The sequence below is a fragment of the Massilia sp. IC2-476 genome (assembly GCF_020707295.1).
GTDB lineage: Bacteria > Pseudomonadota > Gammaproteobacteria > Burkholderiales > Burkholderiaceae_D > Telluria.
In genome coordinates, this window is record NZ_JAJFER010000004.1 from 136,908 (window position 1) to 162,245 (window position 25,338).

The following is a 25,338-nucleotide window of genomic DNA, read 5'->3' on the forward strand; positions in this document are numbered from 1 at the left end:
TAAAGGTATGTATATGGCATGTAACCGACTTGTATCTTCATGTATCAAAACGCCGTGCTAGCATGCGCCGTTACGCATGAATACCTTCACCGACCCCTCCTTTGACGCCATCGTCGTCGGCACCGGCCCCGGCGGCGCCAGCACCGCGCGCGAACTGGCGCAGGCCGGCGCCCGCGTGCTCGTGCTGGAACAGGGCAGCGCCGCGCCGCTCGCCGGCACCATCGGGCAGATGGCCACCATGGCGCTGCCGGGACGCGGCGCCTGGCTGCACCGCGATGCCTCGCTGCTGGTGTCGGGCAGCACCCTGGGCGGCAGCTCGGCGCTGAATTTCGCCACCGCCAGCGCCCCGCCGGCCGCGATGTTCGCGGCCCACGGCATCGACCTGGCCCCCAGCCTGGCGGCCCTGCGCGCCGAGCTGCCGCTCGCGCCCCTGCCCGACAGCCTGGTCGGACCGATGGCGGCGCGCATCATGCTTGCTGCGCGCGCCGCCGGCTTCGCCTGGCAGAAACTCGACAAGATGATCCGGCCGCAGGCCTGCCGCAGCGGCTGCTGGCGCTGCGTCTACGGTTGCCCCTACGGCGCCAAGTGGAGCGCGCGCGACTTCGTTGACGAGGCCTGCCGCCACGGCGCCGTGCTGATGGACCGCAGCCGGGTACTGCGCGTGCTGATGCAGGACGGCCGTGCGGCCGGGGTGGAATTCAAACGCGATGGCGCCATCCGGACGGCACGCGCGCCGCTCGTGGTGCTGGCTGGCGGCGGCATTGGCAGCCCGCGCCTGCTGCATGCGTCGGGGCTGGGGCCGCGCCACGCGCCCTTCTTCAGCGATCCGGTGGTGGCGGTGATGGGCAGCGTCGATGACCTCGAAGGCGGCGCCGAAGTGCCGATGGCGGCCGGCGCCAGCTTTCCCGAGGAAGGCATCGCACTGGCCGACCTGACGCTCCCGAACGCGATGTACACGGCCTTTGCGCTGCAGGCGGGCCGGGTCGACCGCGTGGGCGCGCACCGGCGGACCTTGAGCATCATGGTGAAGATCCGTGACGACATCGGCGGCGCCGTCGGGCCGCGCTGGGTCGACAAGCGCCTGAGCCCGGGCGACCGCGCGCGTCTCGACCAGGGCGTCAAGATGGCGCGCGCCATCCTGGCGCAGGCGGATGCGAAGCAGGTGTTCGTCACCCACCACTTCGCCGCCCATCCGGGCGGCAGCATCCGCATCGGCGCCGGCGTGGACAGCGAACTGCGCGCCGCGCCCGGCCTGCACGTATGCGATGCCTCGGTGATTCCCCAGCCCTGGGGACTGCCGCCGACCCTAACACTGCTGTGCCTGGGCAAGCGGCTGGGGATGATGCTCAGTAGTGGGGCGGCTTCTCGTTGACCGGCCCCTGGCGGGTGGACTGCAGGGTGCGGACGTGGTCGGCCAGCGCGGCGACCATGGCTTCGAGCTGGTCGATGCGGCGCTCCTGGCGGTAGATGGTCTGGTTCAGCGTCTCGACCAGGTCTTCCTGGTGCGAGAGCTTGATCTCGATATCGACGAAGCGATCGTTGATCGGGTCTTCATGGCTCATTGGCTGCCTCCCGGCGCAAAGCCGGCATTATGCCATTTCGGTACGCAGCCAATGAGCGGCCCTGGATCACGCCCAGGGCGAGTAGTCCATGCCGTCCTGGATCGCGGCGATGACCTGGGCCTTGTTCTCCGGGCTTTCGCTGAAGTCGACCAGGATCTGTTCGCGGCTGCCGGTGGCAATGCGGCCTTCCCAGTAGACGTAGCCGCCGGCGTCCGGTTCACGGTCCAGGATGTTCAGGTACATCTGGCGGATGAACTGGGCATCGGTCGGGTTGGCGCCATAGATGCCCGCGAATTCCGTCGTCTTCATGAAGTCGGACGCCACCTGCTGGATGGTGGAGCCGTTTTCCATGCGCCAGATCCAGTAGCTCAGGCCCGCCTTTTCCGGCGCACGGCCGAGGGCCGCTTCGTACATGCGATAGGCCTGGCCCGCGATGCCGTCGACGTCGAGCGCCTTCCAGGTATCGTTGAACTGGATGCGCTCGACGTTGATCAGGTTGTCGGTCCCCAGGTTGCCGAGCGTGTCGGTCACGGTGACGCCGTAGACGCCGCGCTTGAGCGTGAAGTGCTCGCTCAGGCCCGCGTACACGACGGTATCCCTGCCGCCTGCGCCGTCGACCGCGTTGTTGCCGACGCCCAGGTTGGTGATGCGGTCGTTCTGGGCGGTGCCGGTCTGGCTGAGCGTGCTGTCGATGGTGAAATTCAGGTAGTCGCTGGCGCTGGTGGCGTTGCCGGCGATGTCCTCGGACGCTGCAATCGCTTTGTACACGCCGTTCGGCAGCGCTGCCGAGTCGAGCTTCCAGCTGCCGTCGCCCTTGGTGACGGTGCGGCCGATTTCGATGGCGCGATCGCCGTCGACGCGGTACAGCTTGATCGTCGAATTGGCTTCGGCGGTACCGCTGAACACCGGCTGGTTGCTGCTCGTGGCCAGGGTCATCGTCGAAGTCGGCTTGACCGGCGCCGTGGCGTCGACATTGAAGCCGACCGCTTCGCTGAAGGCCGACACGTTGCCGGCGGCGTCGGTCGCGGTGGCGCGCACCGAATAGTTCAGGCCATCGTTGAACACGGTGGTGGCAACGACCGAATACAGGCCCTTGGCGTCGGCCTGGGTTTCCGCGACCATGCGCTCGCCCACGTAGATGCGGACCGTGGCGCTCGCTTCGGCCTGGCCGGTGAACAGCGGTTTGCTGTACGAGGTGAAGTTGGCCGCGTTCTTGGTCACCGACAGGCTCGGTACGGCCGGCGGCGTGCTGTCGCTCAGCACCTGCGCACGCTGGTACTTGCCGTCCACGAAGGAGAACTGCTCGACGTTGCTGATGGTGACCGTGCCCAGGCTGGCGTGGCTGGCCAGCACATTGCCGCTGGCGTCCTGGCTGAAGGTGTATTCGCCGCGCACGCGGCCGAAAGCGAGCGTGTCGACGCCGGCGCCGCCATCGATGATGTCGTTGCCGCCCGCACCCGCGAGCACGTCGTCGAAGGCGGTGCCGGTCAGGCGGTCCACCGCGCTGGTGCCGGTGATGTAGCGGCCGCCGGTGGTCGAGTTGATGCCGAGCGCGCCGCGCAGGCCGTCGCCGCCGTACAGCCAGTTCAGGGCTGCGATGTCGTAGGGGCTGAAGGTGCTGTAGGGTCCGCCGCTATCGGTGTAGGACATCAAGGTATTACGAGTATTGTCCTGGCTGAACGGCAGGTGGACATCATCCTCGAAGGGGTGCTTCAGGCCGAGCGCATGGCCCAGTTCGTGCAGCAGGGTCTGATAACCCACGCCGCCCGGTGCCAGGTCGCGGTTCTGGTCGTACCATTCGAAGTTGTCGAGATAGACATAGGCCTGCGGCTTGTAGTCGATCAGCGTGTTACCAACACCATAGGTGTATGGAGCGTTCCAGCTGCACAGCCCGGTCGTGTTGCTGCCTTCGATGTCCAGGTTGGCCAGGTGAAGCTGGGCGCCGGCGCCGTTCGCGGTCTCGACGAACTGGATGCCGGTCAGCTGCTGGAGGTAGTCGAACGCGCCGCGCGTGGCGATCTGCTGCGCCTGGGTAAACGCTTCCTGGCCAGTCACATCCTTTTCATTGCCCGAAGAAATCGAGAAAGTGTAGTAGATCGTGTTGGCGGGGCCCGTGGTCAGGAAATTCCAGTCAGGGCCCTTGTCGAGCAGCGCGTCAATGTGGTTCAGCCCGGAACGGGGCGTATTTTCGAGGTCGGAAACGTTTGCCATGGGCGAAATCTAAGTAAAGTGGGACGTGAGCATCCATGATGAGCTCGGTTTCCGGAAAGTATTTCCTGCTATTAAGACGAAGTCAAATAAGAATTTCAATCGTGCGCGACCGTTAGCAGGGTTTCAAGGCTTATGCGCAACGCATTCCTGGTACGTTTATGCTTTCGGCATGGCCAGCAGGGCTTTCAGGCTGGCCAGGCGCTCCTTCGGGCTCAGCACTTCGCTTTCCTTGGGCGGGGCGTCGCCAACGTCCAGCGCCATCTCCTTGATGAAGCGCGAGGGCTCGCAATGCACCAGTTCGCCCGCACGCTTGCGTTTCTTGCACCAGGTCAGGCGCAGGGTGCGCTGGGCGCGCGTGATCCCCACGTACATTAGGCGCCGCTCTTCCTGGATGCGGGCCGCGATCACTTCGACCGGCGCGTCCGGGTCGCCCTTGTGCGGCAAGATGCCCTCTTCCACCCCGACCAGGAACACGTGCGGGTATTCCAGGCCCTTGGACGCGTGCAGGGTCGACATGCGCACCGCATCCTGCTCCTCGTCCTGGCCTTCGAGCATCGACATCAGGGCCACCATCTGGGTCAGTTCGAGCAGGTTCTTTTCCTCGCCGTCGCGGTCGCGCCCACCGCGGCCGCGTTCCTTCAGCCAGTTGGTGAACTCGAGCACGTTCTGCCACTTGCCCTGGGCCGCGCGGTCGTCGAAATTCTCGTACAAGTAGTGCTCGTAGTTCATCTCCTTCATCATGTCGTCCAGCACCTCGGCCGCGTTGTCGCCGCTGCCCGACGGGCCCGGGCGGGTGGCGCGGTCTTCCAGCTCGAGCATGAAGCGGCAGAAGTCGCGCAGCGGCGCCAGCTGGCGCTCGGCCAGCTTGGCCTCCAAACCGCCCTTGCGCGCCGCCTCGAACAGCGAGCAGTTCCACTGCTTGGAGAATTCTCCCAGGGTCTCGAGCGTGGCCATGCCGACCCCGCGCTTGGGGGTGGTGACGGCGCGGATGAACGCGGGGTCGTCGTCCTGGTTCGCGATCAGGCGCAGGTAGGCGATGATGTCCTTGATCTCGGCCTTGTCAAAGAAGCTCTGGCCGCCCGACATGGTGTAGGGGATGCGCTCCTTGCGCAGGGCCTGCTCGATCACGCGCGCCTGGTGGTTGCCGCGGTACAGGATGGCATAGTCAGTCCACTTGTTCTTGCGCTGGAAGTGGTCGGCCGAGATCATGATGGCAACCTGCTCGGCTTCCTGCTCGTCGCTCTGCATGCCCAGCACCTCGATCGGCTCGCCCAGGCCGTGCTCGGACCACAGCGACTTCTCGAACAGCTTCGGGTTGTTGCCGATGACCGCGTTGGCCGCCTGCAGGATGCGGGTGGTGGAGCGGTAGTTCTGTTCCAGCTTGATGACGCGCAGGTCGGGGAAGTCGGTCTGCAGGGTCTTCAGGTTTTCCACCGAGGCGCCGCGCCAGGCGTAGATCGCCTGGTCGTCGTCGCCCACGGCGGTGAACATCGGCTTCTTGCCGATGCCCGTCACCAGCAGCTTCACCAGCTCGTACTGGCAGGTGTTGGTGTCCTGGTACTCGTCCATGAGCAGGTAGCGCAGGCGGCGCTGCCAGCGGTCGCGGATCGATTCGTTGTTGCGGAACAGTTCCACCGGCAGGCGGATCAGGTCGTCGAAGTCGACCGCCTGGTAGGCCTGCAGGGTGGCCAGGTAGCTGCGGTAGACGCGTCCGGCCATGGCTTCGTCCTCGTCCTTCGCCGCTTGAATAGCGTCGTCCGGGTCGACCAGGCCGTTCTTCCACAACGAGATGGCGTTCTGGATGCGGCGGATTTCCTGCTTGTCCGTGGTGAGGGCGAGGTCGGACACGACGGTATAGCAATCGTCGCTGTCCATGATCGAGAACTTGTCCTTCAGGCCGACGCCGGCCGCTTCCTGGCGCAGGATCTTGACGCCCAGCGAGTGGAAGGTGGAGACAGTCAGCTGCTTGGCCTGCTTGGGCTGCTTGAGCAGCTTGCCGATGCGTTCCTGCATCTCGAGCGCGGCCTTGTTGGTGAAGGTGAGCGCGGCGATGGTGCGTGGATCGTAGCCGCAATGCTCGATCATGTAGGCGATCTTCTGCGTGATGACGCGCGTCTTGCCCGAGCCGGCGCCGGCCAGCACCAGGCATGGGCCGTCGAGATAGAGCACGGCTTCGCTTTGCGGCCCGTTGAGGCCGAATTTTGGTGCGTTGGACATGGGAAAGATTTCTGCAGAATGGCCGGATATTGTAACGATGAGTTCGGCAACGCGCAGGCAAAAATGCGGAATGGACGTGTTTGCAACACCGCCCCGGCGCGGCGCGGAAAGACACAATCGGGTACCATCGCACCCTTGCGGCGCCGTGCGCCGAGGCTTTTTGGACACCGCACATGAAATTTGAACATCTCATCCAGATCAACGATCCGATGAACCCGCTGATCGACACCATTTCGATCGAGCAGCTGTGGCGCGGGCTGGTGCTGCGCGCCGAATCGCCGACCCTGTTCGTGCCCCACCTGGACGAATGCACCATCGGCGAACGCAGCAGCGGCAGCTTCAGCCGCCGCCTGCGCTACGGCGACTTGGTGATCGACGACGTCGTGCACCTGACGCCGCTGAAGGAAGTGCGCTACGAGGTGCCGGCCCAGGGCGAGATCGCCGCTTCCAGCCTGGTCATGAAGATCGAGGCGCCGACCAGCGCCGTGCTGCTGGTGCGCTTCTGCTACGACGACGGCCTGGGCGAGCACAGCGACCCGGCCAACGAAATGTACGACGACTTCAAGCGCTCTGCCTACCAGGAAGCCGACATCGACACGGTGCGCATCCTGCGCCAGCTGGCCGGCGAGGGCAAGCTGGATGCGAGCTACCTGAATTAAGTTTTTCTGATCTTTTCGGGATTCAGTTAAGCCCAGCTAATCTTTATGTACCCGGCTCGGTATCGGCCGGGTCGATCTCGCTCTCGCCGCGGGTCAGGCACTGGGCCAGGTCGCGCAGGGCGGTGCGCACGCCCTCCTCGATCACCGGATGGTAGAAGGGCATGTCCAGCATCTGGTCCACCGTCATGCGCATCTGGCAGGCCCAGGACAGCGTGTGCGCCAGGTGCTCGGCGCGCGGCGCGATCATCTCGGCGCCCAGGAAGCGGCGCGAGCCGAATTCCGCATACACCCGCAGCATCCCCTTGTTCTGCAACATGACCCGGCTGCGGCCCTGGTTCTCGAACGAGACCGCGCCCACCGCAAACTTGCGCTTGCCCCCTTCGCACAGGCTGCGGTAGCCGGCGCCCAGGGTGGCGATGTTCGGCTCGGTAAAGGCGACCGCGATCGCGGTGCGGCGCAGGCCGGGACGCACGTCCGGGTAGCGGCCCGCATTGTCGCCGGCGATCTTGCCGTGGTCGGCCGCGTCGTGCAGCAGCGGACGTTCGTTGTTGGCGTCGCCGGCGATGAAGATGTGGCTGTTCCCGCACTGCATGGTGCGGGCATCGAAATACGGGATGCCGTCGTCTCCGCGCTCCAGGCCCGTGTGCTCCAGTCCGATATCGTGCACGTTGGGCGTGCGGCCGGCCGCCATCAGCACGTACTGGAAGCGCTCTGTCTTCTCCTCGCCCAGGGCGTCGCTGACGGTGAGCGCCACCTCCTCGCCTTCCTGCACCGCGCCCACCACCTTCGACTGGAACTGGATGTCGAGTTCGTCCGTCAGCACCCGGGTGGCGCTGCGCAGCACTTCCGGGTCGCTCAAGTGGGCGATGCTGCCGCCGCGCGCGAACAGCTTCACGCGCACGCCGAGCCGGTGCAGGGCCTGGCCCAGTTCCAGGCCGATCACGCCGGTGCCGATCACGGCCACCGACTTCGGCAAGTCATCCCAGTAGAACACGTCGTCGGAGGTCACGATGCCGGGACCGACATTCTCCAGCGCCGGCAGGCGCAGCGGGGTGGAGCCGGTGGCGATCACGATGCGGGCGGCGGTGATCTCGGTATGGTCGTCGACGACCAGCGTGTGCGGCCCGGTGAAGCGCGCGTGGCCGCGCAGGCGGTCTTCCTCGGGGAAGGATTCGACGCTCTCCAGCACGAAACCGACGAAGCGGTCGCGCTCGCGGCGCACGCGTTCCATCACGGCGCGGCCGTCGATGCGCACCTCGCCCGCATGCACCCCAAAAGGCGCGCTGTGCTGCATCGCATGCGCGCTTTCCGCGGCTGCGATCAGGAGCTTGCTCGGCATGCAGCCGACGCGCGCGCAGGTGGTGCCGTAATGGCTGCTTTCGATGACCACGGTGCGCGCGCCCTGCGCCCGGGCCGCGCGGTAGGCCGTCATGCCGGCGGTGCCGGTGCCGATGATGGCGACGTCCACGTCGAGTTGTTTCATCGCGTTCTCCTGCTTCCTTTGTCGGATAACCAAGACGATACGCGATTTTCCCGAACCCGGCAGGCGACTGGCCGCCGCGCCTAGTAGTTGTGCAAGGTGTAGCCGAAGGTGTAGGTGGTCTGGATCAGGGTGTCTTCCGGGATCCCCTTCGGATGCGGGTAGCGCCGCAGGGCCCGGTCGGCCACTTCGCCCACCACTTTTTCGAAGCCGCCGGTGACGGCCTTGCGCTTGCGGTCGCGCAGGCGGTCGACTGCGAAGTAGCCGACCAGGTCGTATTCGCGCGAACCGGTCTGCTTCAGCTCGAAGCGCGGCGTGGCCGGATAGAAGCGCAGCGACACGTCGCCGCCGACCGCGAAGCCGCGCGCCAGGTCGGGGAAGCGCATCTCGGCGGAGATGGTCGACATCACGCCCGCCACGTAAGTGCAGTAGGCCAGCCGTTCCGGCTTCCACTTGCCCATCTCGGCCACCAGGCGCTCGGGGTCGGCCGGCGCCTTGCCGTCAACCCCGCATTCGGACTGGTCGAAGCCGCGTCCGCGCCAGGCCCACCAGATGGCGGCGGCCGCGTCCGGACCATTGACCGGATCGGCAAAGCCCGCCGCCAGCCGTTCGGCGCCTTCCGGCTGCCCGCCCTCGACGGCGCGCGCATACAGCGGAATGGCGCGCTGCCAGTCGCGCTTGACGCAGACGCCATGCTCGTACATCGAGCCGCCCATCAGCGCCGCCTCGGGCTCGTTCTTCGCCAGGGCCTGTTTCAGTCGCTCGACCGCGCCGCTGCAGTCGCGGTTCTCGATGCGGCGCCGGATTTCCGCGGCCGACAGCTCGCCGTCGGTTGGCAGGGTCGCCAGCGCGGCCGGCGCGGCCAGCAGCGCCGCGAGAAGAACGGCCAGCCGGCCATGGGTGCCACCTTGGTATGCCATTGCCACGCTCCTTGGAAAAGTCGAAGGTTTGCTCATTCGAGGAAGAACACGTACTTGACCGAGACCGAGGTATCGGCCGGGATGCCTGGAGGCTGCGGGTAACGGCGCAAGGCGCGGTCGGCGACTTCGCGCATCAATTTCTCGAAGCCGTCCCGCGCTGGAATGGACTCGCGGTCGCGCAGGACATCGCCGTCGATCAAGCCGTATAACTGATAGGCCCCGGTCTCGCCTTTCTTGACTTCGATGCGCGGCACCCCCGGGAGAAAGCGCAGCGTCACATCGCCATGCAGCCCCCAGGCCTGGGCTTGTGCCGGATACTTCACTTCCGCCGCGATGGTCCAGAGCACGCCGATGATGTAGTTGCAGATCGCAAGCCTGGCAGGTTCCCAGGTCTTGAGTTCGGCGACAAAGCGCTCGGGGTCCTGTTCCACGCCTTGTGGGACGGCGCAGGATCCGCTACGCGCTCCGCTTCGGTCGCGCAGGCTCCACCACAGGGCCGCCGCGGCATCCGGGCCGCGCGCCGGGTCGGCATAGCCGGCCGCCAGGCGCGCGGCAGCTCCCGGCAGGCCGCCCTGGTGTGCCTGCACGTAGAAGGTGACCGCATTGTCCCAGCTGGCCTTGACGCAAACGCCGTGTTCGTACATCGAGCCGGCCAGCAGCGCGACCTCGGGATGGCCGGCCTTCAGGCCGGCCTTGAGCTGTTCCACGGCCGCGCCGCAATTGCGGGCGTCGATCCAGATGCGGACGTCGTGGACCGCCTCGAGCGCGGCGCGCGACGCGGCCTGCCCCTGCGCCAGGGGCAGGGCAAGCAGCGCGGGCAGCAGGCGGCGTGCGATCGGCAGGGGCAAGGCGGGGCTCCGGAACGGTTGAGCTGCCACTCTAGCAAAAATCCGTGCGCCGAAACTCACGGATGACCACGATGTCTAGATATCGAGCGGATCGACTTCCAGCGACCAGCGCACGCGCGACTTCATGGCGCGCAGGATCTCGACCCATTCGCGGAGAAAAGCCTGCAGCGCCGGGCGCGAGGCCGACTCCACCAGCAGCTGGGCGCGGTCGACGTTGTGCACGCGCGTCATCGTCATCGGGATCGGATCGTTGATCATCACCGCATCGAAGACCAGGCTGTCGCGCGCCGCTTCCAGGAAGGCGATCGCCGTGGCCAGCTCGGGCGCCTCGGCGCGCAGCAGCGCCTGGTACATGAAGGGCGGCAGTCCGGCCTGGCGGCGTTCTTCCAGCAGGCTGGCGGCGAAGCGGTCGTAGTCGTGGCGCACCACGGCGCCGTACAGCGGGTGGCTGGCATAGCGGGTCTGGACCAGCACTTCCGAGGCCGCCCCGGCGCGCCCCGCCCTGCCCGCCACCTGCATCAGCTGGGCGAACAGGCGCTCGCTGGCGCGGTAATCCTGCGAGAACAGCGCGGTGTCGGGGTTCAGGATGCCCACCAGCGTGAGCTTCTTGAAGTCGTGGCCCTTGGCGACCATCTGGGTGCCGACCAGGATGTCCACCTCCCCCCGGTGCACGCTGTCGAAGGCTTCCTGGGCGCTGCCTTTCAGGCGCGTGGAATCGGCGTCGATGCGCAGGATGCGCGCTTCCGGGAACATCGCCGCCAGGCCTTCCTCGATGCGCTGGGTGCCGCGCCCGAGCGGCTGCAGGTCGACGTTGCCGCAGGTCGGGCAGTGGCGCGGGATGCGCAGCTCCAGGCTGCAGTGGTGGCAGCGCAGCCGGTGCTCGGGACGGTGCAGCACCATGAAGGCGGTGCAGCGGGTGCAGTTGCTGATCCAGCCGCAGGCGTCGCAGCAGATCACCGGGGCATAGCCGCGCCGGTTCAGGAACAGGAGCGACTGTTCGCCGCGGTCGAGGCGCCCGCGCAGCGCCGCGATCAGGGAGCCGGTCAGGCCGTCCTTGGGGCGGTCGCGCTCCATGTCGACCAGCTTCACGGTGGGCAGCACGGCGTCGCGCACGGCGCGCTCGCGCAGCTCCAGCTTGCGGTAGCGGCCGGACTGCGCGTGGTGCCAGGTCTCGAGCGAAGGCGTGGCCGAACCGAGCACGATCGGGATGCCCAACTGGTGCGCGCGCCATACCGCCAGGTCGCGCGCCGAGTAGCGCAGGCCTTCCTGCTGCTTGTACGAGGGGTCGTGCTCCTCGTCGATGACGATCAGCTTGAGCTTCGGCAGCGAGGACAGGATCGCCAGCCGGGTGCCCAGCACGATGCGCGCCCGGCCCTCGTGCGCGGCCAGCCAGTGCAGCATGCGCTCGCCCTCGGACAGGCTGCTGTGCAGGGTCGCCAGCATCACGCCGGGGAAACGCGCGCGGATATTCCCTTCCAGCTGGGGCGTCAGGTTGATCTCGGGGACCAGGATCAGGATCTGGGCGTCCTGGTCGCGCCCCAGTACCTGGGCGCAGGCCTGCAGGTAGACCTCGGTCTTGCCGCTGCCGGTGACGCCGTACAGCAGCAGCGGAGTGAAGCCCTGGGCGCCGCCGATGCTGTTGGCGGCTTCCTGCTGCGCCGGGTTCAGCACCGGCATGCCGGAAGGCGTCGGATCGTGCGCGCTGTCGTCCTTTGCCAGTTTTTTGAGCGCGCGGTCCAGCGCCACGGTCTTGGGCACGCGCAGGTTCTTTGGCAGGCCGGGCAGCGCCACCTCGCCCAGCGGGCGCTGGTAATAGTCGGCGGCGAACTGCGCCAGTGCGATCCAGCGCTCGGGCAGCGGCGCAAGCTGGCTGCGCACGGCGATCGCGTCCTTCAGTTTATCGAGCGGGACCTCGGTGTCCTGTTTGACCGCGACGATCAGGCCGACCACTTCGCGCCGCGCGAAGGGCACCAGCACCAGCTGGCCGACAAGCGGCTCCTGGCCCGGTTCGCAGGACCAGCGGTAGTCGAAGCAGCTGTTGAGCGGTGTGTCGAGCGCAACCTGTAGGAAGCAGTGTGCCAAGTCCAACCTTCTTGAGTGACGGAGCCGAGAACCAGAAGCCTGTGGAAAACTTTGTGAATAGCGCTGTACTTGACCGTGATCGAGGTTTACGTTAGATCAACTCGAAACGCGCGATTCGCTGGGACAACAAAAAATTATTCAATAAAATCAGTGTCTTACAAACCAAGAGTTATCCCTGTTAACAACCCGGGCTGGAATCGCCTTGCTGTGCATAACTGCACATGTGTAAGGGGAAAACTCGTTGCGGTGCACCAGAAACTTCAGACCTTACTTGAAGAGTTGAGCTAAGTCCGCGTAAACCAAGCACTTTTCCCAGCTCATCAGTCACAGTGTGGATAACTTTGTGAACAATGGACAGGAAGCCTGGACAATTTACCTCTTAAGGTCCGGACCTACTGTGTAAATCCACAGTCCCTCATGAAAAAAACGTTTAAGAATCATTGATTTACGTCTTTTCATGCCCGGCAAAGATGTCCACAGGAATAATTTTGAAGTTTTACGAACTTGTGAACAAGTGTGATTTTGCTGCGGCAACGATCGGGTCCACAAGACCCGATCGAAAAGCCGCAGCAATGACCCGGGTTACACCGCGCGCTGTTTGCGGCTGAAGTCGTGCACGGCTTCTACCATTGCCGTCACCGATTCCGGCGGGGTGAACTGCGAAATGCCGTGGCCAAGGTTGAAGACGTGGCCGTGGCCTGCCGAGGGTTGTCCATAGGCGCTCAGGGAGCGCTCCACTTCGGCCCGGATCTGCTCCGGCGCGGCGAACAGGATCGCCGGGTCGAGATTGCCCTGCAGGGCCACGCGGTCGCCCACCAGGGCGCGCGCCTTGCCCAGGTTGACGGTCCAGTCCAGGCCCAGCGCGTCGGCGCCGATGTCGGCCATTTCGTCCAGCCACAGGCCGCCGCCCTTGGTGAACACGATCGCCGGGATGCGCACGCCATCCTTCTCGCGTTGCAGCTGGCTCACCACCTGCCGCATGTAGTTCAGCGAGAATTCCTGGTAGGCGCCGTCGGCCAACGCCCCGCCCCAGGAGTCGAAGATCATCACGGCCTGGGCGCCGGCGTCGATCTGGGCGTTCAGGTACTGGCTGACTGCGCGCGCGTTGGTGTCCAGGATGTGGTGCATCAGGTCGGGACGCGCGTACATCATCTTCTTGATGGTGTGGAATTCTTTCGAGCCGCCGCCTTCGACCATGTAGCAGGCCAGCGTCCACGGGCTGCCCGAGAAGCCGATCAGGGGCACGCGGCCGTTGATCGCGGTGCGGATCTGGGTCACCGCCTTGAAGACATAGTCGAGCGACGCCATATCCGGTACCTGGAGGGCGCGCACTTCCGCTTCCGTGCGCAGCGGGCGCTCGAACTTCGGGCCTTCGCCGTCGGCGAAATACAGGCCCAGGCCCATCGCGTCCGGCACGGTCAGGATGTCCGAGAACAGGATCGACGCGTCCAGCGGATAGCGATCGAGCGGCTGCAGCGTGACCTCGGTGGCGAAATCCGGATTCTTTGCCAGGCCCAGGAAGGAACCGGCCTGCTGGCGCGTGGCGCGGTATTCCGGCAGGTAGCGTCCCGCCTGGCGCATCAGCCACACCGGGGTGTAGTCAGTCGGCTGGCGCAGCAGCGCACGCAGGAAGGTGTCGTTCTGAAGCGGGGCAAATTGTGGCATGGCTGACAATCGGATTCGGAGGGAAAACCTCCATTATCGCATCTTTGGGGGTGCACTTATAATGCGTTTCTTGCCCAATTGAGAGAACCTGCCATGAGCAAACAGCAAGCCCCGTGCGGCACCTGGACGTCCCCGATCACCGCATCCGTTGTCGCGGCCGGCGCCACGCCGCTGGCCTCGCTCATGCTCGATGGCGCCGCTGTGTACTGGCTGGAAGGCCGGGCCAGCGAGGCGGGACGCTCGACCCTGGTCTCCACTTGGGGCGAACTGACGCCCGCGCCCTTCAACGTGCGCAGCAAGGTGCACGAGTACGGCGGCGGCGCCCATGTCGTTGCCGGTGGCAGCGCATGGTTCTCCAACCATGCCGACAGCCGTCTTTACCGCGTCGACGCCGGCGCCCAGCCGGTCGCGGTCACGGCGGAAGACAACAGGCAGCGCTATGCCGACTTCGTGGTCGACGCACCGCGCCGGCGTTTGATCAGCGTTCGCGAAGACCACTCCGCCGGCGGCCACTACCCCGAGAACACCATCGCCGCCATCGGTTTCGACGGCAGCGAGACCGTTCTGGTGGACGGCAACGACTTCTACGCCGCGCCGCGCATCTCCCCGGACGGGCGCCATCTGGCCTGGCTGTGCTGGGACCATCCGCGCATGCCCTGGGAAGGCAGCGAGCTGTGGCTGGCCGACATCCAGGACGACGGCACGCTGGCCAATGGCCGGCTGGTGGCGGGCGGCCCGCAGGAATCCATCTGCCAGCCGGAATGGTCGCCGGGCGGCGTGCTGCACTTCGTGTCCGACCGCAGCGGCTGGTGGAATCTGTACCGGTACGAAGGCGGCGTGGTGGGGGCGCTGTGCCCGCGCGACGCCGAATTCGGCGGCCCGCAGTGGACCTTCGGCGGCTCGCTCTACGGCTTCCGCGCGGAAGATGACATTGTCTGCGCCTACATCGAAGGCGGTGTCAGCAAGCTGGGGCGCCTCCGCGGCGGCGAACTGACCGAGATCGCCACGCCCTATGAAGAAATCCGCGAACTGCGCGTGAACGCGCAGACGGTCGCGCTGCTGGGCGGCGCACCGACGGTGGCGCTCGAACTGGCGCGCATCGACCTGGATGGCGGCCAGCACGAGGTACTGGCGCGCTCGATCGCGCAGTTGCCGCCCGTCGGCTATCTCTCGGTTCCCCGTTCGATCAGCTACCCAAGCGCGAACGGCCGCACTGCCAACGCCTTCCACTATCCGCCGACGAATGCCGATTTTGCGCCGCAAGACGGCGAACTGCCGCCCCTGATCGTCATCGGCCACGGCGGCCCCACCGGCATGGCAGCCAGCACCCTGAAGCTGGCCACCCAGTTCTGGACCAGCCGCGGCTTCGCGGTGCTGGACGTGAACTACGGCGGCAGCACCGGCTTCGGGCGCGCCTACCGCGACCTGCTCAAGGGCCAGTGGGGCGTGGTCGATGTCGAGGACTGCGTGGCGGGCGCGCGCCACCTTGCCAGCCAGGGCCTGGCCGATCCGCGCCGCCTGCTGGTGCGCGGCAGCAGCGCCGGCGGCTTGACGACGCTCTCCGCCCTCGCTTTCCACGACGTGTTCCAGGCCGGCGCCTGTTACTACGGCGTGTCCGACCTGGCCGGCCTGGACGCGGACTCGCACAAGTTCGAATCGCACTACAACCAGTACCTGATCGCGCCGCCCGAACGCGCCGAGCAGGTCTACCGCGAACGTTCGCCGATCCACCACACCGAGAAGCTGACGCGCCCGATGATCTTCTTCCAGGGCCTGGACGACATGGTGGTGCCGCCGCAGCAGTCCGAAACCATGGTCGAGGCGCTGCGTGCACGCCAGGTGCCGGTGGCCTACATCACCCTGGAAGGCGAAGGCCACGGCTTCCGCAAGGCGGAGAGTGTGGTGAAGACGCTGGAGGCGGAGCTGGTGTTCTACCTGCGCGTGTTCGGCATGCCCGTCCCCGCCGGACTGCCAGCGGTGGAGATCGAGAACCTGCCCGCTGCATGACCTTGAACGACCTGAACGCGGGCGAGCAGGCCATCCTGTCCCTGCTGGCATTGAGCGGCGAGCCGATGGGCCGCCAGCGCATCCTCGAACACCTGATGGCTGCCGGCCTGCCGCTGCCGGAGGGGCAGTGGGCGGCCGAACTCGAACGCCTGCGTGAGCTCGCGCTCGTGACGGAAGTCGTGGGACGCGGCTTTGCGATCGCCCCGGCGGCCACCTGGCCGGCGCTGGAACATGCGCTGGACACGGGGCTGTTCGGGGCGCTGCAGGCCGCCTACGAACGCGTCACGCCGCTGCGCCGCGACTGGCAGGGCACGCCGATCCTGCGCAGCTACCGCCAGGGCCTGGCGCTGCTGCGCATGGCCCTGCTCGCCGGCGAGAACGCCACGGTCGTGATGCCGCTGCTGGACGCCTGCCTGCGCTGCCACGAAGCGGCCTACCTGCATCCGCTGGTCGACGTCTGCGCCCGCCCTTTTGCACCCGCGCTCATCGAACGCATCCATCCCTACCTGCGCGACAGCGTGCTGGCCGAGCTGGTGAAGCATGCGCAGCGCGAACCGGCGCTGGCGCCTGCCATCCGCGCGGTGGCCGAAGCGCATGCGGCGCAGGGAGACGCCTCGGTCGGCCTGCGCATCGCGCTGGCCGAGCACTTCATCCTCTGCGGCCGTCTCGACGAGGCCCTCGCCCTGCTGGCCGACGTGCTTGACGCGCCCGGGCTGTTCCTGCGCAGCGTGGTCGCCCTGCTGCGCGACGACCCGGACGCCGCCCTGCCCGACATCGACAAGTCGCTGAAGCTGCTCCGCCGCGAGACCGGCAAGCGCAAAGCCATTTTCGATGGCATCGGCGCCCACCTGTATCTTGCCGCCCTCCTGCGCGGCAACGGGCCGGCGCAGCTGAAACTGGCCGACGCCTGGCTCGACATCGCCACGCGCGCGGTGCAGCGCCCGGAGACGGCCGTGGTCTTCCAGCTCAGCATGCTGCAAGAGATCCGGCGCGGTACCGTGGACGCCGAGGTACTGGCCTCGCGCAGCTGGGAGATGGCGCTCGAGCCCTTCACCTTCCGCGCCCTGATGCACCACTGGCTCGGACTGCCGCAACTGCAGGGCAAGCGCCAGGACATCGAAGACATGCTGGCGCAATCCGAACGGGCCGGCTTCGACCTGCTGTCGGCCCAGCTGGCCGCGCTGCTGGGCCAGATCGGCGGTCCGGGCGCCGTCGCCCATGAGGCGCGAGCCAGCGAACTGCGCCGTGCGCACCGCTTCTCCGACCTGACCCACTGGTTCGAACGCGAAGAGCCCTGGGAACGCCAGCTCAACGCCCTGATCAACCTGCAGCCGGCCCTGAATGCCGAAGTGGTGCGCGAGTCGCGCCTGGTGTGGATGATCCGCTACGACGAGCACATGGGCGTGCGCGAGCTGGAGCCGCGCGAGCAGAAGCGCGACGCGCAGGGAGGCTGGAGCCGCGGCCGCGCCATCGGCCTGAAGCGCCTGGCCGAAGACGCCCAGGAGCTGGACTTCCTTACCGCCCAGGACGTGCAGGCCGTGTCCAGCATCGCCGGCCGCCGCTACTACGGCAGCACCGGCATCCGCTTCGAGTTCGAGCTGGACAAGGCGCTGGCCGCCCTGGTGGGCCACCCGCTGCTGTTCTGGATGGATTCGCCCGGCACCCGGGTCGAGCTGCTGCCGGGCGAGCCCGAGCTGCACGTGAAGGCGCGTGGCGGCAAGGTGACCATCTCGCTGCATCCCGCGCCGAACGACCAGGACGGCGACGTGATCATCACCCGCGAGACCCCGACCCGCCTGCGCCTGGTGCGCGTGGGCGAGGAGCACCGCCGCATCGCGGCGATCGTCGGCGAGGGACTGGAAGTGCCGGTGGAAGCCGAACGCCGCGTGCTGCGCGCGATCAGCGCGATCTCCTCGATCGTCACGGTGCAGTCGGACATCGGCGCCAGCCCCGGCGACATCGAGCAGGTCGCAAGCGACCCGCGCCTGCACCTGCACCTGCGCCCCTATCAACAGGGCATGAGCATGCAGGTGCTGGTGCGCCCGCTGGACAATGGCGCCTATTACTCGCCCGGCGCCGGCGCGGAAAGCGTGATCGCCGACGTGAACGGCATCCGTACCGAAGCCAGGCGCGACCTGAAAGCGGAGCGCGAGGCCGAGCGCCAGTTGATCGGCGCCTGCCACGCGCTCGAACACGGAGAGCTGGAACATGGCGAATGGCTGCTGGGCCAGCCCCTGCAATGCCTGGAGCTGGTGGACGAGCTGCGCAGCCTGGATTCAAGCAAGGTGGTGGTGGCCTGGCCGGAAGGCGAGAAGTTCCGCGTGTCCAAGCGCGCGAATTCGAAATCGGTGCGCATCCAGATCCGGCGCGACCGCGACTGGTTCGCGGCCAATGGCGACATCGTGGTCGACGAGCAGCGTGTAATGAGCCTGCGCTCGCTGCTCGAGCGCCTACGCGAAGGTAAGAGCCGCTTCGTGGCCCTGGGCGACAACGAATACCTTGCCCTGAGCGACGAACTGCACCGCCGCCTGATGGAGCTGGCCGACTACGGCACCATGAATGGCGACGAGCTGCGCGTGCATCCGCTGGCCAGCTTCTCGCTGGCGGAACTCGCGCGCGATGCGGGAGAGGTGAGCAGCGACGACGCCTGGCGCAAGCACCTGAAACGTATCGCCGACAGCGAAGCCTTTACGCCGGCGCTGCCTTCTACCCTGCAGGCCGACTTGCGCGACTACCAGCGCGAAGGCTTCGAGTGGCTGGGACGCCTGGCCCACTGGGGCGTGGGCGCCTGCCTGGCCGACGATATGGGACTGGGCAAGACCCTGCAGGCGCTGGCCCTGCTGCTCACCCGCGCCAAGGACGGCCCGGCCCTGGTGGTGGCGCCGACTTCGGTGTGCCTGAACTGGATCGCCGAAGCCCAGCGCTTCGCACCGACCCTGAATCTCAAGCTGTTCGGGCCCGGCGACCGGGCCACGATGCTGGACGAAGCCGGCCCCTTTGACGTGGTGGTGGCGAGCTACGGCCTGCTGCAACAGGAAGCGCCGCTGTTCGCGAAGAAGCCCTGGCACAGCATCGTGCTCGACGAAGCCCAGGCCATCAAGAACATGCACACCAAGCGTTCGCAGGCCGTGATGGCGCTGCAGGGGAACTTCCGCATGGCGGCCACCGGCACGCCGTTGGAGAACCACCTGGGCGAGCTGTGGAACCTGTTCAGGTTCATCAACCCGGGCCTGCTGGGCAGCGCAGACCAGTTCCAGCTGCGCTTTGCCGGACCGATCGAAAAGGCCCAGGACAAGCGCGCCGAAGCGGGGGCGCGGGCGCGCCTGCGCCGCCTGACACAGCCCTTCATCCTGCGCCGCACCAAGGCCCAGGTGCTGACCGAACTGCCGCCGCGCACCGAGATCGTGGTGCCGGTCGAACTGACCCAGGAAGAGACCGCGCTGTACGAGTCGCTGCGCCGTGAAGCGCTCGACAAGCTGGCCGCGCTGGAAGCGCCGGAAAGCCAGAAGTCGATCGAGATCCTGGCCGAGATGATGCGGCTGCGCCGCGCGGTCTGCAATCCGGAGCTGGTGGCGCCGGGCGCCGGCATCGCCAGCAGCAAGCTGATCGCCTTTGCGCGCCTGGTCGACGGCCTGCTTGAGAACCGCCACAAGGTGCTGGTGTTCAGCCAGTTCGTCGACCACCTGACCCTGATCCGCAAGTACCTCGACGGCAAGCAGATCCCCTACCAGTACCTGGACGGCGCCACGCCCATGCAGGAACGCAAGCGCCGCGTCGACGCCTTCCAGGCCGGCGAGGGCGAGCTGTTCCTCATCAGCCTGAAGGCGGGCGGCGTCGGCATCAACCTGACGGCGGCCGACTACGTGATCCACATGGACCCGTGGTGGAACCCGGCGGTGGAAGACCAGGCCTCGGACCGCGCCCACCGCATGGGCCAGCTGCGCCCCGTGACCATCTACCGCCTGGTGGCGCGCGGCACCATCGAGGAAGGCATCGTCGAACTGCACGGTCGCAAGCGCGACCTGGCCGACAGCCTGCTCGAAGGCACCGAGATGGCGGCGCGCATGTCGCCCGGCGACATGCTGATGATGCTGAAGCAGGGCCTGAGCCTGTCCTGAACTTGATTCCGGCACGGGCTCCATGTGATGATGCCGCTTTATTGATGAGATAACCCACATGGAACTGGACAAAGCGGCAAGGCCGGCGCAAGCCCGTGTCATCGGTGTCAAATCCTGGCTCGCCTACGCCGGCGTGCTTGCGCTGGCCGTGCTGCTGTTCTTCGTCGCCCTGCCGCTGGCCTTCCACTGGAACGAGATGGCGGCTGCTGGCGTGCTGGGTGCTTCGGCCCTGATCGTCGGCTACCAGTTTCTTCAGGTGCGCAGCGTGCAGCTGTACTACGACGAGGTCGGCGTCTGGGTCGTGTCGGGCGTGCTGCCGTGGGCGAAGGGCGTGCAAGGGGTGAAGTGGCGCGACATGGATGACGCCACCTACGTCAACGGTTTCGTCAGCTGGGCGACGCGCTCCTACACCGTGCGCATCGGGCACCGCTTTACCAAAGAGAGCGAGATCGTCCTGCACCACATCGCGCGCGGGCGCCAGGCTGTCGAAACCATCAATGCCCTTCACCAGCAGATGATCCGCTCCGGCGCCGTCGATTAAGCAAACACTAAGTGTCGGAATGTTTCAGCGCCCCGCAAGCGGCCTGAATGGTGCTACTCTTCCGTGGCTCCGACCTTTTACTCCCTAGGGTTCGAACAGGATGATGAAAACGAAGATTGCGCTGGCCGTGCTGCTGGCGAGTTTCGCGCTGGCCCCCGCCAGCGCCAAGACCACCAAGCCCGCCAAGGGCAAGGCGAAAGCCGCCAAGGTGGTCAAATCGAAAACGAACAAGGCAAAAGCGCCGGTCAAGAAGTCCGGCAAGAAGACTGCGGTCGCCGCCGCCGCCGCGGCCACCGCAGTGGCGGCAGCACCGGTCGCGGCCGCGCCGGTCGTTAACGCGAACGAGAAGCGCCTCGACCGCCGCTTCGATTCGATGAGCATGCAGTACCTGACCGCGCTGTGGCGGGTCGATCCGGAAGGCGGCATCTACGTCGGCAAGTTCGACCAGGCCGCCAACCTGACCATCCCCGACGCCGCGACGCGTGCGAAAAAGCTCGCCTTCGCCAACGAGTGGCTGGACAAGTTCAACAAGCTCGATACCCGCCAGCTGTCGCCGCGCCAGCGCACCGACCTGGCCCTGCTGGTGAACAAGCTGGAAAAGGACCGCTGGAACCTGACGACCTGGCGCGAGTACGAGTGGAATCCCTCGCTGTACAACATCGCCCAGCCGCTCGACCTGATCCTCAGCACCGAGTACGCGGCCAAGCCGCAGCGCCTGCGCACCATCCTCAAGCGCCTGGCCAACGTGCCGGCCTACTACGAGGCGGCCCAGGCGTCGATCGTCAACCCGACCCGCGAGCACACCCAGCTCGCGATCGCGCAGGCGCCGGGCACCATTGCAGTGCTGGCCGACCTCGGCAAGGCGGCCCAGGAATCGATCCTGAACCAGCAGGAAAAGGCGATTTTCGCGCAGCGCATCGCCAACGCGGGCAGCTCGGTGCTGGCCTATGTCGACCACCTGACGGCGCTGGAAAAGAACGCCCAGGATGGGGCAGGCAAGCCGCGCCCCTTCCGCGCCGGGAAGGCACTGTACGAGCAGAAGTTCGCGCTCGAGATCCAGTCTTCCAGCAGCGCCGAACAGACCTTCCGCAAGGCGCTGGCCACGCGCGAAGAGCTGCTGGCCCGCATGGACAGCATCTCGGACGAGCTGTGGCCACGCTACATGGCGGGCGTGAACAAGCCCCGCGACCGCTTCCAGAAGATCGGCATGATGATCAACAAGCTCTCCGAGCGCCACGTCGCGCGCGAGAACTTCCTGCCGGAGATCCGCCGCCAGATTCCGGCGCTGCACAAATTCGTCACCGAGAAGAATCTGCTCACGCTGGACGCCGACAAGCCGCTCGAGGTGCGCGAGACCCCGATGTACCAGCGCGGCGTGGCCGGTGCCAGCATCGACGCGCCCGGCCCCTACCGCCCGAAGGACAAGACTTATTACAACGTCACCCCGCTGGACGGCCTGAGCCCGGAACAGGCCGAGAGCAGCCTGCGCGAATACAACGAGTGGATCCTGCAGATCCTGAACATCCACGAAGCGATCCCTGGCCACTACGCGCAGCTGGTGTACGCGAACCGTTCGCCCTCGCTGGTGAAGTCGCTGTTCGGGAACGGCGCCATGGTCGAGGGCTGGGCGGTCTACGGCGAGCGCATGATGCTGGAGAACGGCTACGGCGACAACGCGCCCGAGATGTGGCTGATGTACTCGAAGTGGAACCTGCGCAGCGTCACCAACACCATCCTCGACTACAGCGTCCACGTGCTCGGCATGGGCCAGGCGGGTGCCATCGACCTGCTGACGCGCCAGGCCTTCCAGACCCGCCAGGAAGCCGACGAGAAGTGGCGCCGCGTGCAGCTCACTTCGGTGCAGCTGACCAGCTACTACAGCGGCTACGAGCAGATCATGGAGCTGCGCGAGCGCCGCCGCCAGCAGTTGGGCGATCGCTTCAACCTGAAGGAATTCCACGACCAGTTCCTCGGCTATGGCAATGCGCCGGTGAAGATGATTGCTGAACTGATGAATCAGTAAGCCAAGCACCAGCGCAAAAAAATGCCGGGACACTTGTCCCGGCTTTTTTTTGGCCGCTTGTTCTATTGACGATCAGGCTTCGGGCTTGAGCACCATCTCCACGTAGCGCTCCCTGTCGAGGAAGCGTCTTGCCGCCGCCTGCACCTGCGCCGGAGTCACCGCGTCGAGGCGCCGTTCCACGGTCAGGATGTCGCGCGGATCGTCTCCCTCCAGCTCCGCACTTTCCAGGCGCTGCCTCCAGTAGCTGTTTTCCTTGACCGATTTGCGATAGGTCTGCAGCATCGCCTGTTTGGCCTTGTCCAGGTCGGCAGGCACCGGTCCATTGTCCTGCAGCTCCGCGATCTCGGCCCACAGGGTGGATTCCAGCTTCTCGACGTTCTGCGGCGCGGTCGGCAGACCGATCGAGACCGAGTAGGACGGACGCGGAATCCGCCCGTACTTGCCGACCGCCTCGCCGGCGTAGATCAACTGGTGGTGGTCGCGCAAGGCGGCTTTGATACGGATGTTCAGGACATCGATCATCGCCAGGAAGGCCATCGATTCATCTTTGGAGTACGCGACGTCGCCGCCGAAATCGAAGGACACCACGCTCTTCTGTTCGGTGCCGGCACGGAATTCGCGCCTGGTTACGCCCGCCACCTGGCGGATGCCCGGGTCGCGGTACTGCAGCGGCAGCTCGCCCACCGGCAAGGTGGCGACCCAGGTCGCCAGCAAGGGCTTGAGGGTGTCGACTTCGAAGTCGCCGACGAAGAAGAAGGTCATGCCCTTGGCACTGTCCATGCGCGAACGGAACAGGTCGAGCGTGCGGTCCATGTCCAGGCCGCGATAGTCTTCGGGACGGGCCCGCAGTTCGACGCGGGGGTGGCCGCCGTACACGGCCTGGTTGCGCGCATCGCCAAAGCGCGCCTCGGGCATGCTCGCCCGGGTCAGCGCCAGCTCCGCATTGGTATTCACGAAGCTGCGGAATGTCGCCTTGTCGCGGCGCGGCGCCGTCATCGCCAGGTAGTTCAGCTGCAGCAGCGTCTCCAGGTCGGCGCCGTTGACGCCTCCGTGCACATGATCGGCATAGCCGCTCATGCCGGTGTTGAAGCTGAGGTTCTTCCCGGCGAGGATGCGGCGCAGGTCGGACTGGCTGTGCGGACCGGCGCCCATGACGCTGTTCAGTGCGCCGGCGAAGCGCAGCGCATGCCTGTCGGCGTCGGCAAACAGCATTTGTCCCCCCGGGCGGGCAGCCGACATCTGCACGCTGTCCTTGCTGAACGGCGTCGGCTTGAGCACCACCTTCACGCCGTTCGACAGCACCAGGCGGGTGACGCCGAGCTCCTTGTCCTCGACTTGCGCGACGATGGCGCCGGGCTCGGGTTTCTTTACCGCCAGCTGGGTGGGCACGGCCTTGTCCACGCTCATCCGCCTGGTGGCCGTCAGGGCCGTTTGCACCGTGGCGAGCAGTTGCGCGCCGGTCGGCGCCGGCTGGGCCGTGCCGGTGGTGTAGAGCAGCATACGCGGACCTTCTGCCGGGATGATCGTCCTGGCGTAGGCATTGATTTCATCCAGCGTCACGCCGGGCACCCAGGTCCGGACGTATCCGATCTCCTGTTCGATGCCGAGCAGGGGTTCGCCGGCCAGGAAGTGGCGCTGGTAGTCCTCCACCACGGCCCTGGAGCTGCGCGTGTCGCGCGCCAGGTACTGGTGTTCGTACCTGGCCATGAAGCTGCGCTTGGCCAGCTCGAGCTCGGACTCGGAAAAGCCGAACTGCCGCACGCGCTGGTTTTCGCCCACCAGGACATCGATGGCCTGGTGCACGCCCGCCGGGCCGATCGCGGCGGTGGCGGCATACATGCGCTGGTTGGCCCCGAAGGGCATCGGCATCTCGCCGGCGGAGCCATTCTGCACGGGCTGGCGCGCCATGCGCGCGCCCATCAGTTGCGCGAACAGGCGGCGCACCAGCCCGTCGCGGTATTCCCCGGCGGTGGCCGACGGCGCGCGCCGGTAGGTGGCGTAGACAAGCTGCAGATTGCTGCCCGGAGCCTCCCGGTCGGCGTAGACCAGCGCATTGGGTTCGCCGAGCGGCGGCAAGGGGAACTGCGGGCGCGGGCGCGGCGACGCGGGCATCTTCAACTGGCCGAAGCGCTGGCGCACCATCCGCTCGGTCTCGTCCGGGTCGATGTCGCCGACCACGATCACCGCCATCAGGTCGGGCCGGTACCAGTCGCGGTAGAAGCGCCGCAGCGCCTCTGGACGGTTGGTGGCGATCGATTCCTCGGTGCCGATCGCCAGGCGATCCTTGTACCGGGAACCGTTGGCCAGCGTGGGCAGTGTCGCATCGCGGGTCCGATTGACGTAGCCGTAGCGCAGCCGCTTTTCCTCGAGAATGATCTTGCGCTCGTCTTCGATGGCCTCGTCGCTCATGGTCACGCCATGCGCCCAGTCTTCCAGGATCAGCAGCCCTTTGCCGAGGTTCTCCGGCTTGTCGGTCGGAAGCGGCAATATGTAGTAGGTCGAATCGAAGCCGGTGAAGGCGTTCAGGTCGGCGCCGGCACGCATCCCGATCGACTGCAGATAGGCCTTCAGTTCCTGCTTTCTGAAATGGGTGCTGCCGTTGAAGGCCAGGTGTTCGACGAAGTGGGCGGCGCCGCGCTGGTCGTCGTCCTCCAGGATCGAACCGGCATTCAGGACCAGGCGCAGCTCGACGCGTTGCGCCGGCGTCGCGTTTTTCTGGATGTAGTAGCTCAGGCCGTTGGCCAGCTTGCCCATCCGGAGTTGCGGATCGACCGGCAAGGGATCGCCGCGCGCGGGGGCGGCGCAGACGGACAGGGAAACGACGCAGGCGGCGCAGGCCAGCAGCGCCCTGCCGAGCTTGAAGAAGATGGCGAAGGACTGGGAGGAAGCGAACAGTGGCGTCGACATGTGATTGATCCAGTATGTATGCGGATGCTGCACATCCCAACTAGTACAGCAATGCAATCTTCACATGATTGTTACTTTACTTCCAGCAATGATGTCGA

15 protein-coding genes are annotated in these 25,338 nt (G+C 66.4%); 6 read left to right on the forward strand and 9 right to left on the reverse strand.

Annotated features, from left to right (window positions below):
- Window positions 1-76 precede the first annotated feature (76 nt).
- Window positions 77-1,372, forward strand: coding sequence for an FAD-dependent oxidoreductase (locus LK539_RS12555; protein ID WP_227801261.1), 1,296 nt, complete (start codon window positions 77-79; stop codon window positions 1,370-1,372).
- Here LK539_RS12555 and LK539_RS12560 read toward each other — a convergent pair.
- From LK539_RS12560 to LK539_RS12570, 3 genes are all read right to left on the reverse strand, one after another.
- Window positions 1,347-1,562: a SlyX family protein gene (locus LK539_RS12560; RefSeq protein ID WP_227801262.1), complete on the reverse strand. Its 216-nt coding sequence runs from the start codon at window positions 1,560-1,562 to the stop codon at window positions 1,347-1,349. The two genes, LK539_RS12555 and LK539_RS12560, sit on opposite strands and share 26 nt — an antisense overlap.
- 66 nt (window positions 1,563-1,628) lie before the next feature.
- A complete protein-coding gene (locus LK539_RS12565; RefSeq protein WP_227801263.1) occupies window positions 1,629-3,773 on the reverse strand; it encodes a DUF4214 domain-containing protein in 2,145 nt (714 codons plus the stop codon).
- A 156-nt stretch (window positions 3,774-3,929) separates the two neighbouring features.
- Window positions 3,930-5,990: a UvrD-helicase domain-containing protein gene (locus LK539_RS12570; protein WP_227801264.1), complete on the reverse strand. Its 2,061-nt coding sequence runs from the start codon at window positions 5,988-5,990 to the stop codon at window positions 3,930-3,932.
- Window positions 5,991-6,163: 173 nt separating this feature from the next.
- On the opposite strand from LK539_RS12570, the gene LK539_RS12575 reads away from it, so the two are divergent.
- A complete protein-coding gene (locus LK539_RS12575) occupies window positions 6,164-6,649 on the forward strand; it encodes an SRPBCC family protein (protein ID WP_227801265.1) in 486 nt (161 codons plus the stop codon).
- Window positions 6,650-6,692: 43 nt separating this feature from the next.
- Here the strand turns inward: LK539_RS12575 and LK539_RS12580 are convergent, their stop codons facing one another.
- From LK539_RS12580 to hemE, 5 genes are all read right to left on the reverse strand, one after another.
- On the reverse strand, window positions 6,693-8,132 hold the full coding sequence (locus tag LK539_RS12580) for a dihydrolipoyl dehydrogenase (RefSeq protein WP_227801266.1): 1,440 nt from the start codon (window positions 8,130-8,132) through the stop codon (window positions 6,693-6,695).
- Window positions 8,133-8,212: 80 nt separating this feature from the next.
- A complete protein-coding gene (locus LK539_RS12585) occupies window positions 8,213-9,049 on the reverse strand; it encodes a hypothetical protein (RefSeq protein ID WP_227801267.1) in 837 nt (278 codons plus the stop codon).
- A gap of 32 nt (window positions 9,050-9,081) precedes the next feature.
- On the reverse strand, window positions 9,082-9,897 hold the full coding sequence (locus LK539_RS12590; RefSeq protein WP_227801268.1) for a hypothetical protein: 816 nt from the start codon (window positions 9,895-9,897) through the stop codon (window positions 9,082-9,084).
- A 75-nt stretch (window positions 9,898-9,972) separates the two neighbouring features.
- Window positions 9,973-11,979 carry a primosomal protein N' gene (locus LK539_RS12595; RefSeq protein ID WP_227801269.1) on the reverse strand — a complete coding sequence of 669 codons (2,007 nt, stop codon included), beginning with the start codon at window positions 11,977-11,979 and terminating at the stop codon, window positions 9,973-9,975.
- A gap of 582 nt (window positions 11,980-12,561) precedes the next feature.
- The gene (gene hemE / locus LK539_RS12600; RefSeq protein ID WP_227801270.1) at window positions 12,562-13,644 is read right to left on the reverse strand and encodes a uroporphyrinogen decarboxylase; all 1,083 of its coding nucleotides are present in this window, start codon (window positions 13,642-13,644) and stop codon (window positions 12,562-12,564) included.
- Window positions 13,645-13,737: 93 nt separating this feature from the next.
- Between hemE and LK539_RS12605 the strand changes: the two genes are divergently transcribed.
- The 4 genes from LK539_RS12605 (at window position 13,738) to LK539_RS12620 (ending at window position 22,333) form a co-directional block, all read left to right on the forward strand.
- Window positions 13,738-15,651 (forward strand): prolyl oligopeptidase family serine peptidase, encoded by a 1,914-nt coding sequence (locus tag LK539_RS12605; RefSeq protein ID WP_227801271.1) that lies wholly within the window; start codon window positions 13,738-13,740, stop codon window positions 15,649-15,651.
- Window positions 15,648-19,769: a DEAD/DEAH box helicase gene (locus LK539_RS12610; RefSeq protein ID WP_227801272.1), complete on the forward strand. Its 4,122-nt coding sequence runs from the start codon at window positions 15,648-15,650 to the stop codon at window positions 19,767-19,769. Before LK539_RS12605 ends, LK539_RS12610 begins: the two co-directional genes overlap by 4 nt.
- 58 nt (window positions 19,770-19,827) lie before the next feature.
- Complete coding sequence (locus LK539_RS12615; protein ID WP_227801273.1) at window positions 19,828-20,310, forward strand: hypothetical protein; 483 nt, start codon at window positions 19,828-19,830, stop codon at window positions 20,308-20,310.
- A gap of 100 nt (window positions 20,311-20,410) precedes the next feature.
- On the forward strand, window positions 20,411-22,333 hold the full coding sequence (locus LK539_RS12620; RefSeq protein ID WP_227801274.1) for a DUF885 domain-containing protein: 1,923 nt from the start codon (window positions 20,411-20,413) through the stop codon (window positions 22,331-22,333).
- Between the two features lie 72 nt (window positions 22,334-22,405).
- Here the strand turns inward: LK539_RS12620 and LK539_RS12625 are convergent, their stop codons facing one another.
- Window positions 22,406-25,240 (reverse strand): pitrilysin family protein, encoded by a 2,835-nt coding sequence (locus LK539_RS12625; protein WP_227801275.1) that lies wholly within the window; start codon window positions 25,238-25,240, stop codon window positions 22,406-22,408.
- Window positions 25,241-25,338 lie beyond the last annotated feature (98 nt).

Coding starts and splice junctions, on each gene's coding strand:
- LK539_RS12610 (WP_227801272.1), top strand. CDS start 15,648: ATGACCTTGAACGACCTGAACGCGGGCGAGCAGGCCATCCTGTCCCTG.
- LK539_RS12555 (WP_227801261.1), top strand. CDS start 77: ATGAATACCTTCACCGACCCCTCCTTTGACGCCATCGTCGTCGGCACC.
- LK539_RS12580 (WP_227801266.1), bottom strand. CDS start 8,132: ATGAAACAACTCGACGTGGACGTCGCCATCATCGGCACCGGCACCGCC.
- LK539_RS12565 (WP_227801263.1), bottom strand. CDS start 3,773: ATGGCAAACGTTTCCGACCTCGAAAATACGCCCCGTTCCGGGCTGAAC.
- LK539_RS12575 (WP_227801265.1), top strand. CDS start 6,164: ATGAAATTTGAACATCTCATCCAGATCAACGATCCGATGAACCCGCTG.
- LK539_RS12625 (WP_227801275.1), bottom strand. CDS start 25,240: ATGTCGACGCCACTGTTCGCTTCCTCCCAGTCCTTCGCCATCTTCTTC.
- LK539_RS12605 (WP_227801271.1), top strand. CDS start 13,738: ATGAGCAAACAGCAAGCCCCGTGCGGCACCTGGACGTCCCCGATCACC.
- LK539_RS12570 (WP_227801264.1), bottom strand. CDS start 5,990: ATGTCCAACGCACCAAAATTCGGCCTCAACGGGCCGCAAAGCGAAGCC.
- LK539_RS12615 (WP_227801273.1), top strand. CDS start 19,828: ATGGAACTGGACAAAGCGGCAAGGCCGGCGCAAGCCCGTGTCATCGGT.
- LK539_RS12620 (WP_227801274.1), top strand. CDS start 20,411: ATGATGAAAACGAAGATTGCGCTGGCCGTGCTGCTGGCGAGTTTCGCG.
- hemE (WP_227801270.1), bottom strand. CDS start 13,644: ATGCCACAATTTGCCCCGCTTCAGAACGACACCTTCCTGCGTGCGCTG.
- LK539_RS12585 (WP_227801267.1), bottom strand. CDS start 9,049: ATGGCATACCAAGGTGGCACCCATGGCCGGCTGGCCGTTCTTCTCGCG.
- LK539_RS12560 (WP_227801262.1), bottom strand. CDS start 1,562: ATGAGCCATGAAGACCCGATCAACGATCGCTTCGTCGATATCGAGATC.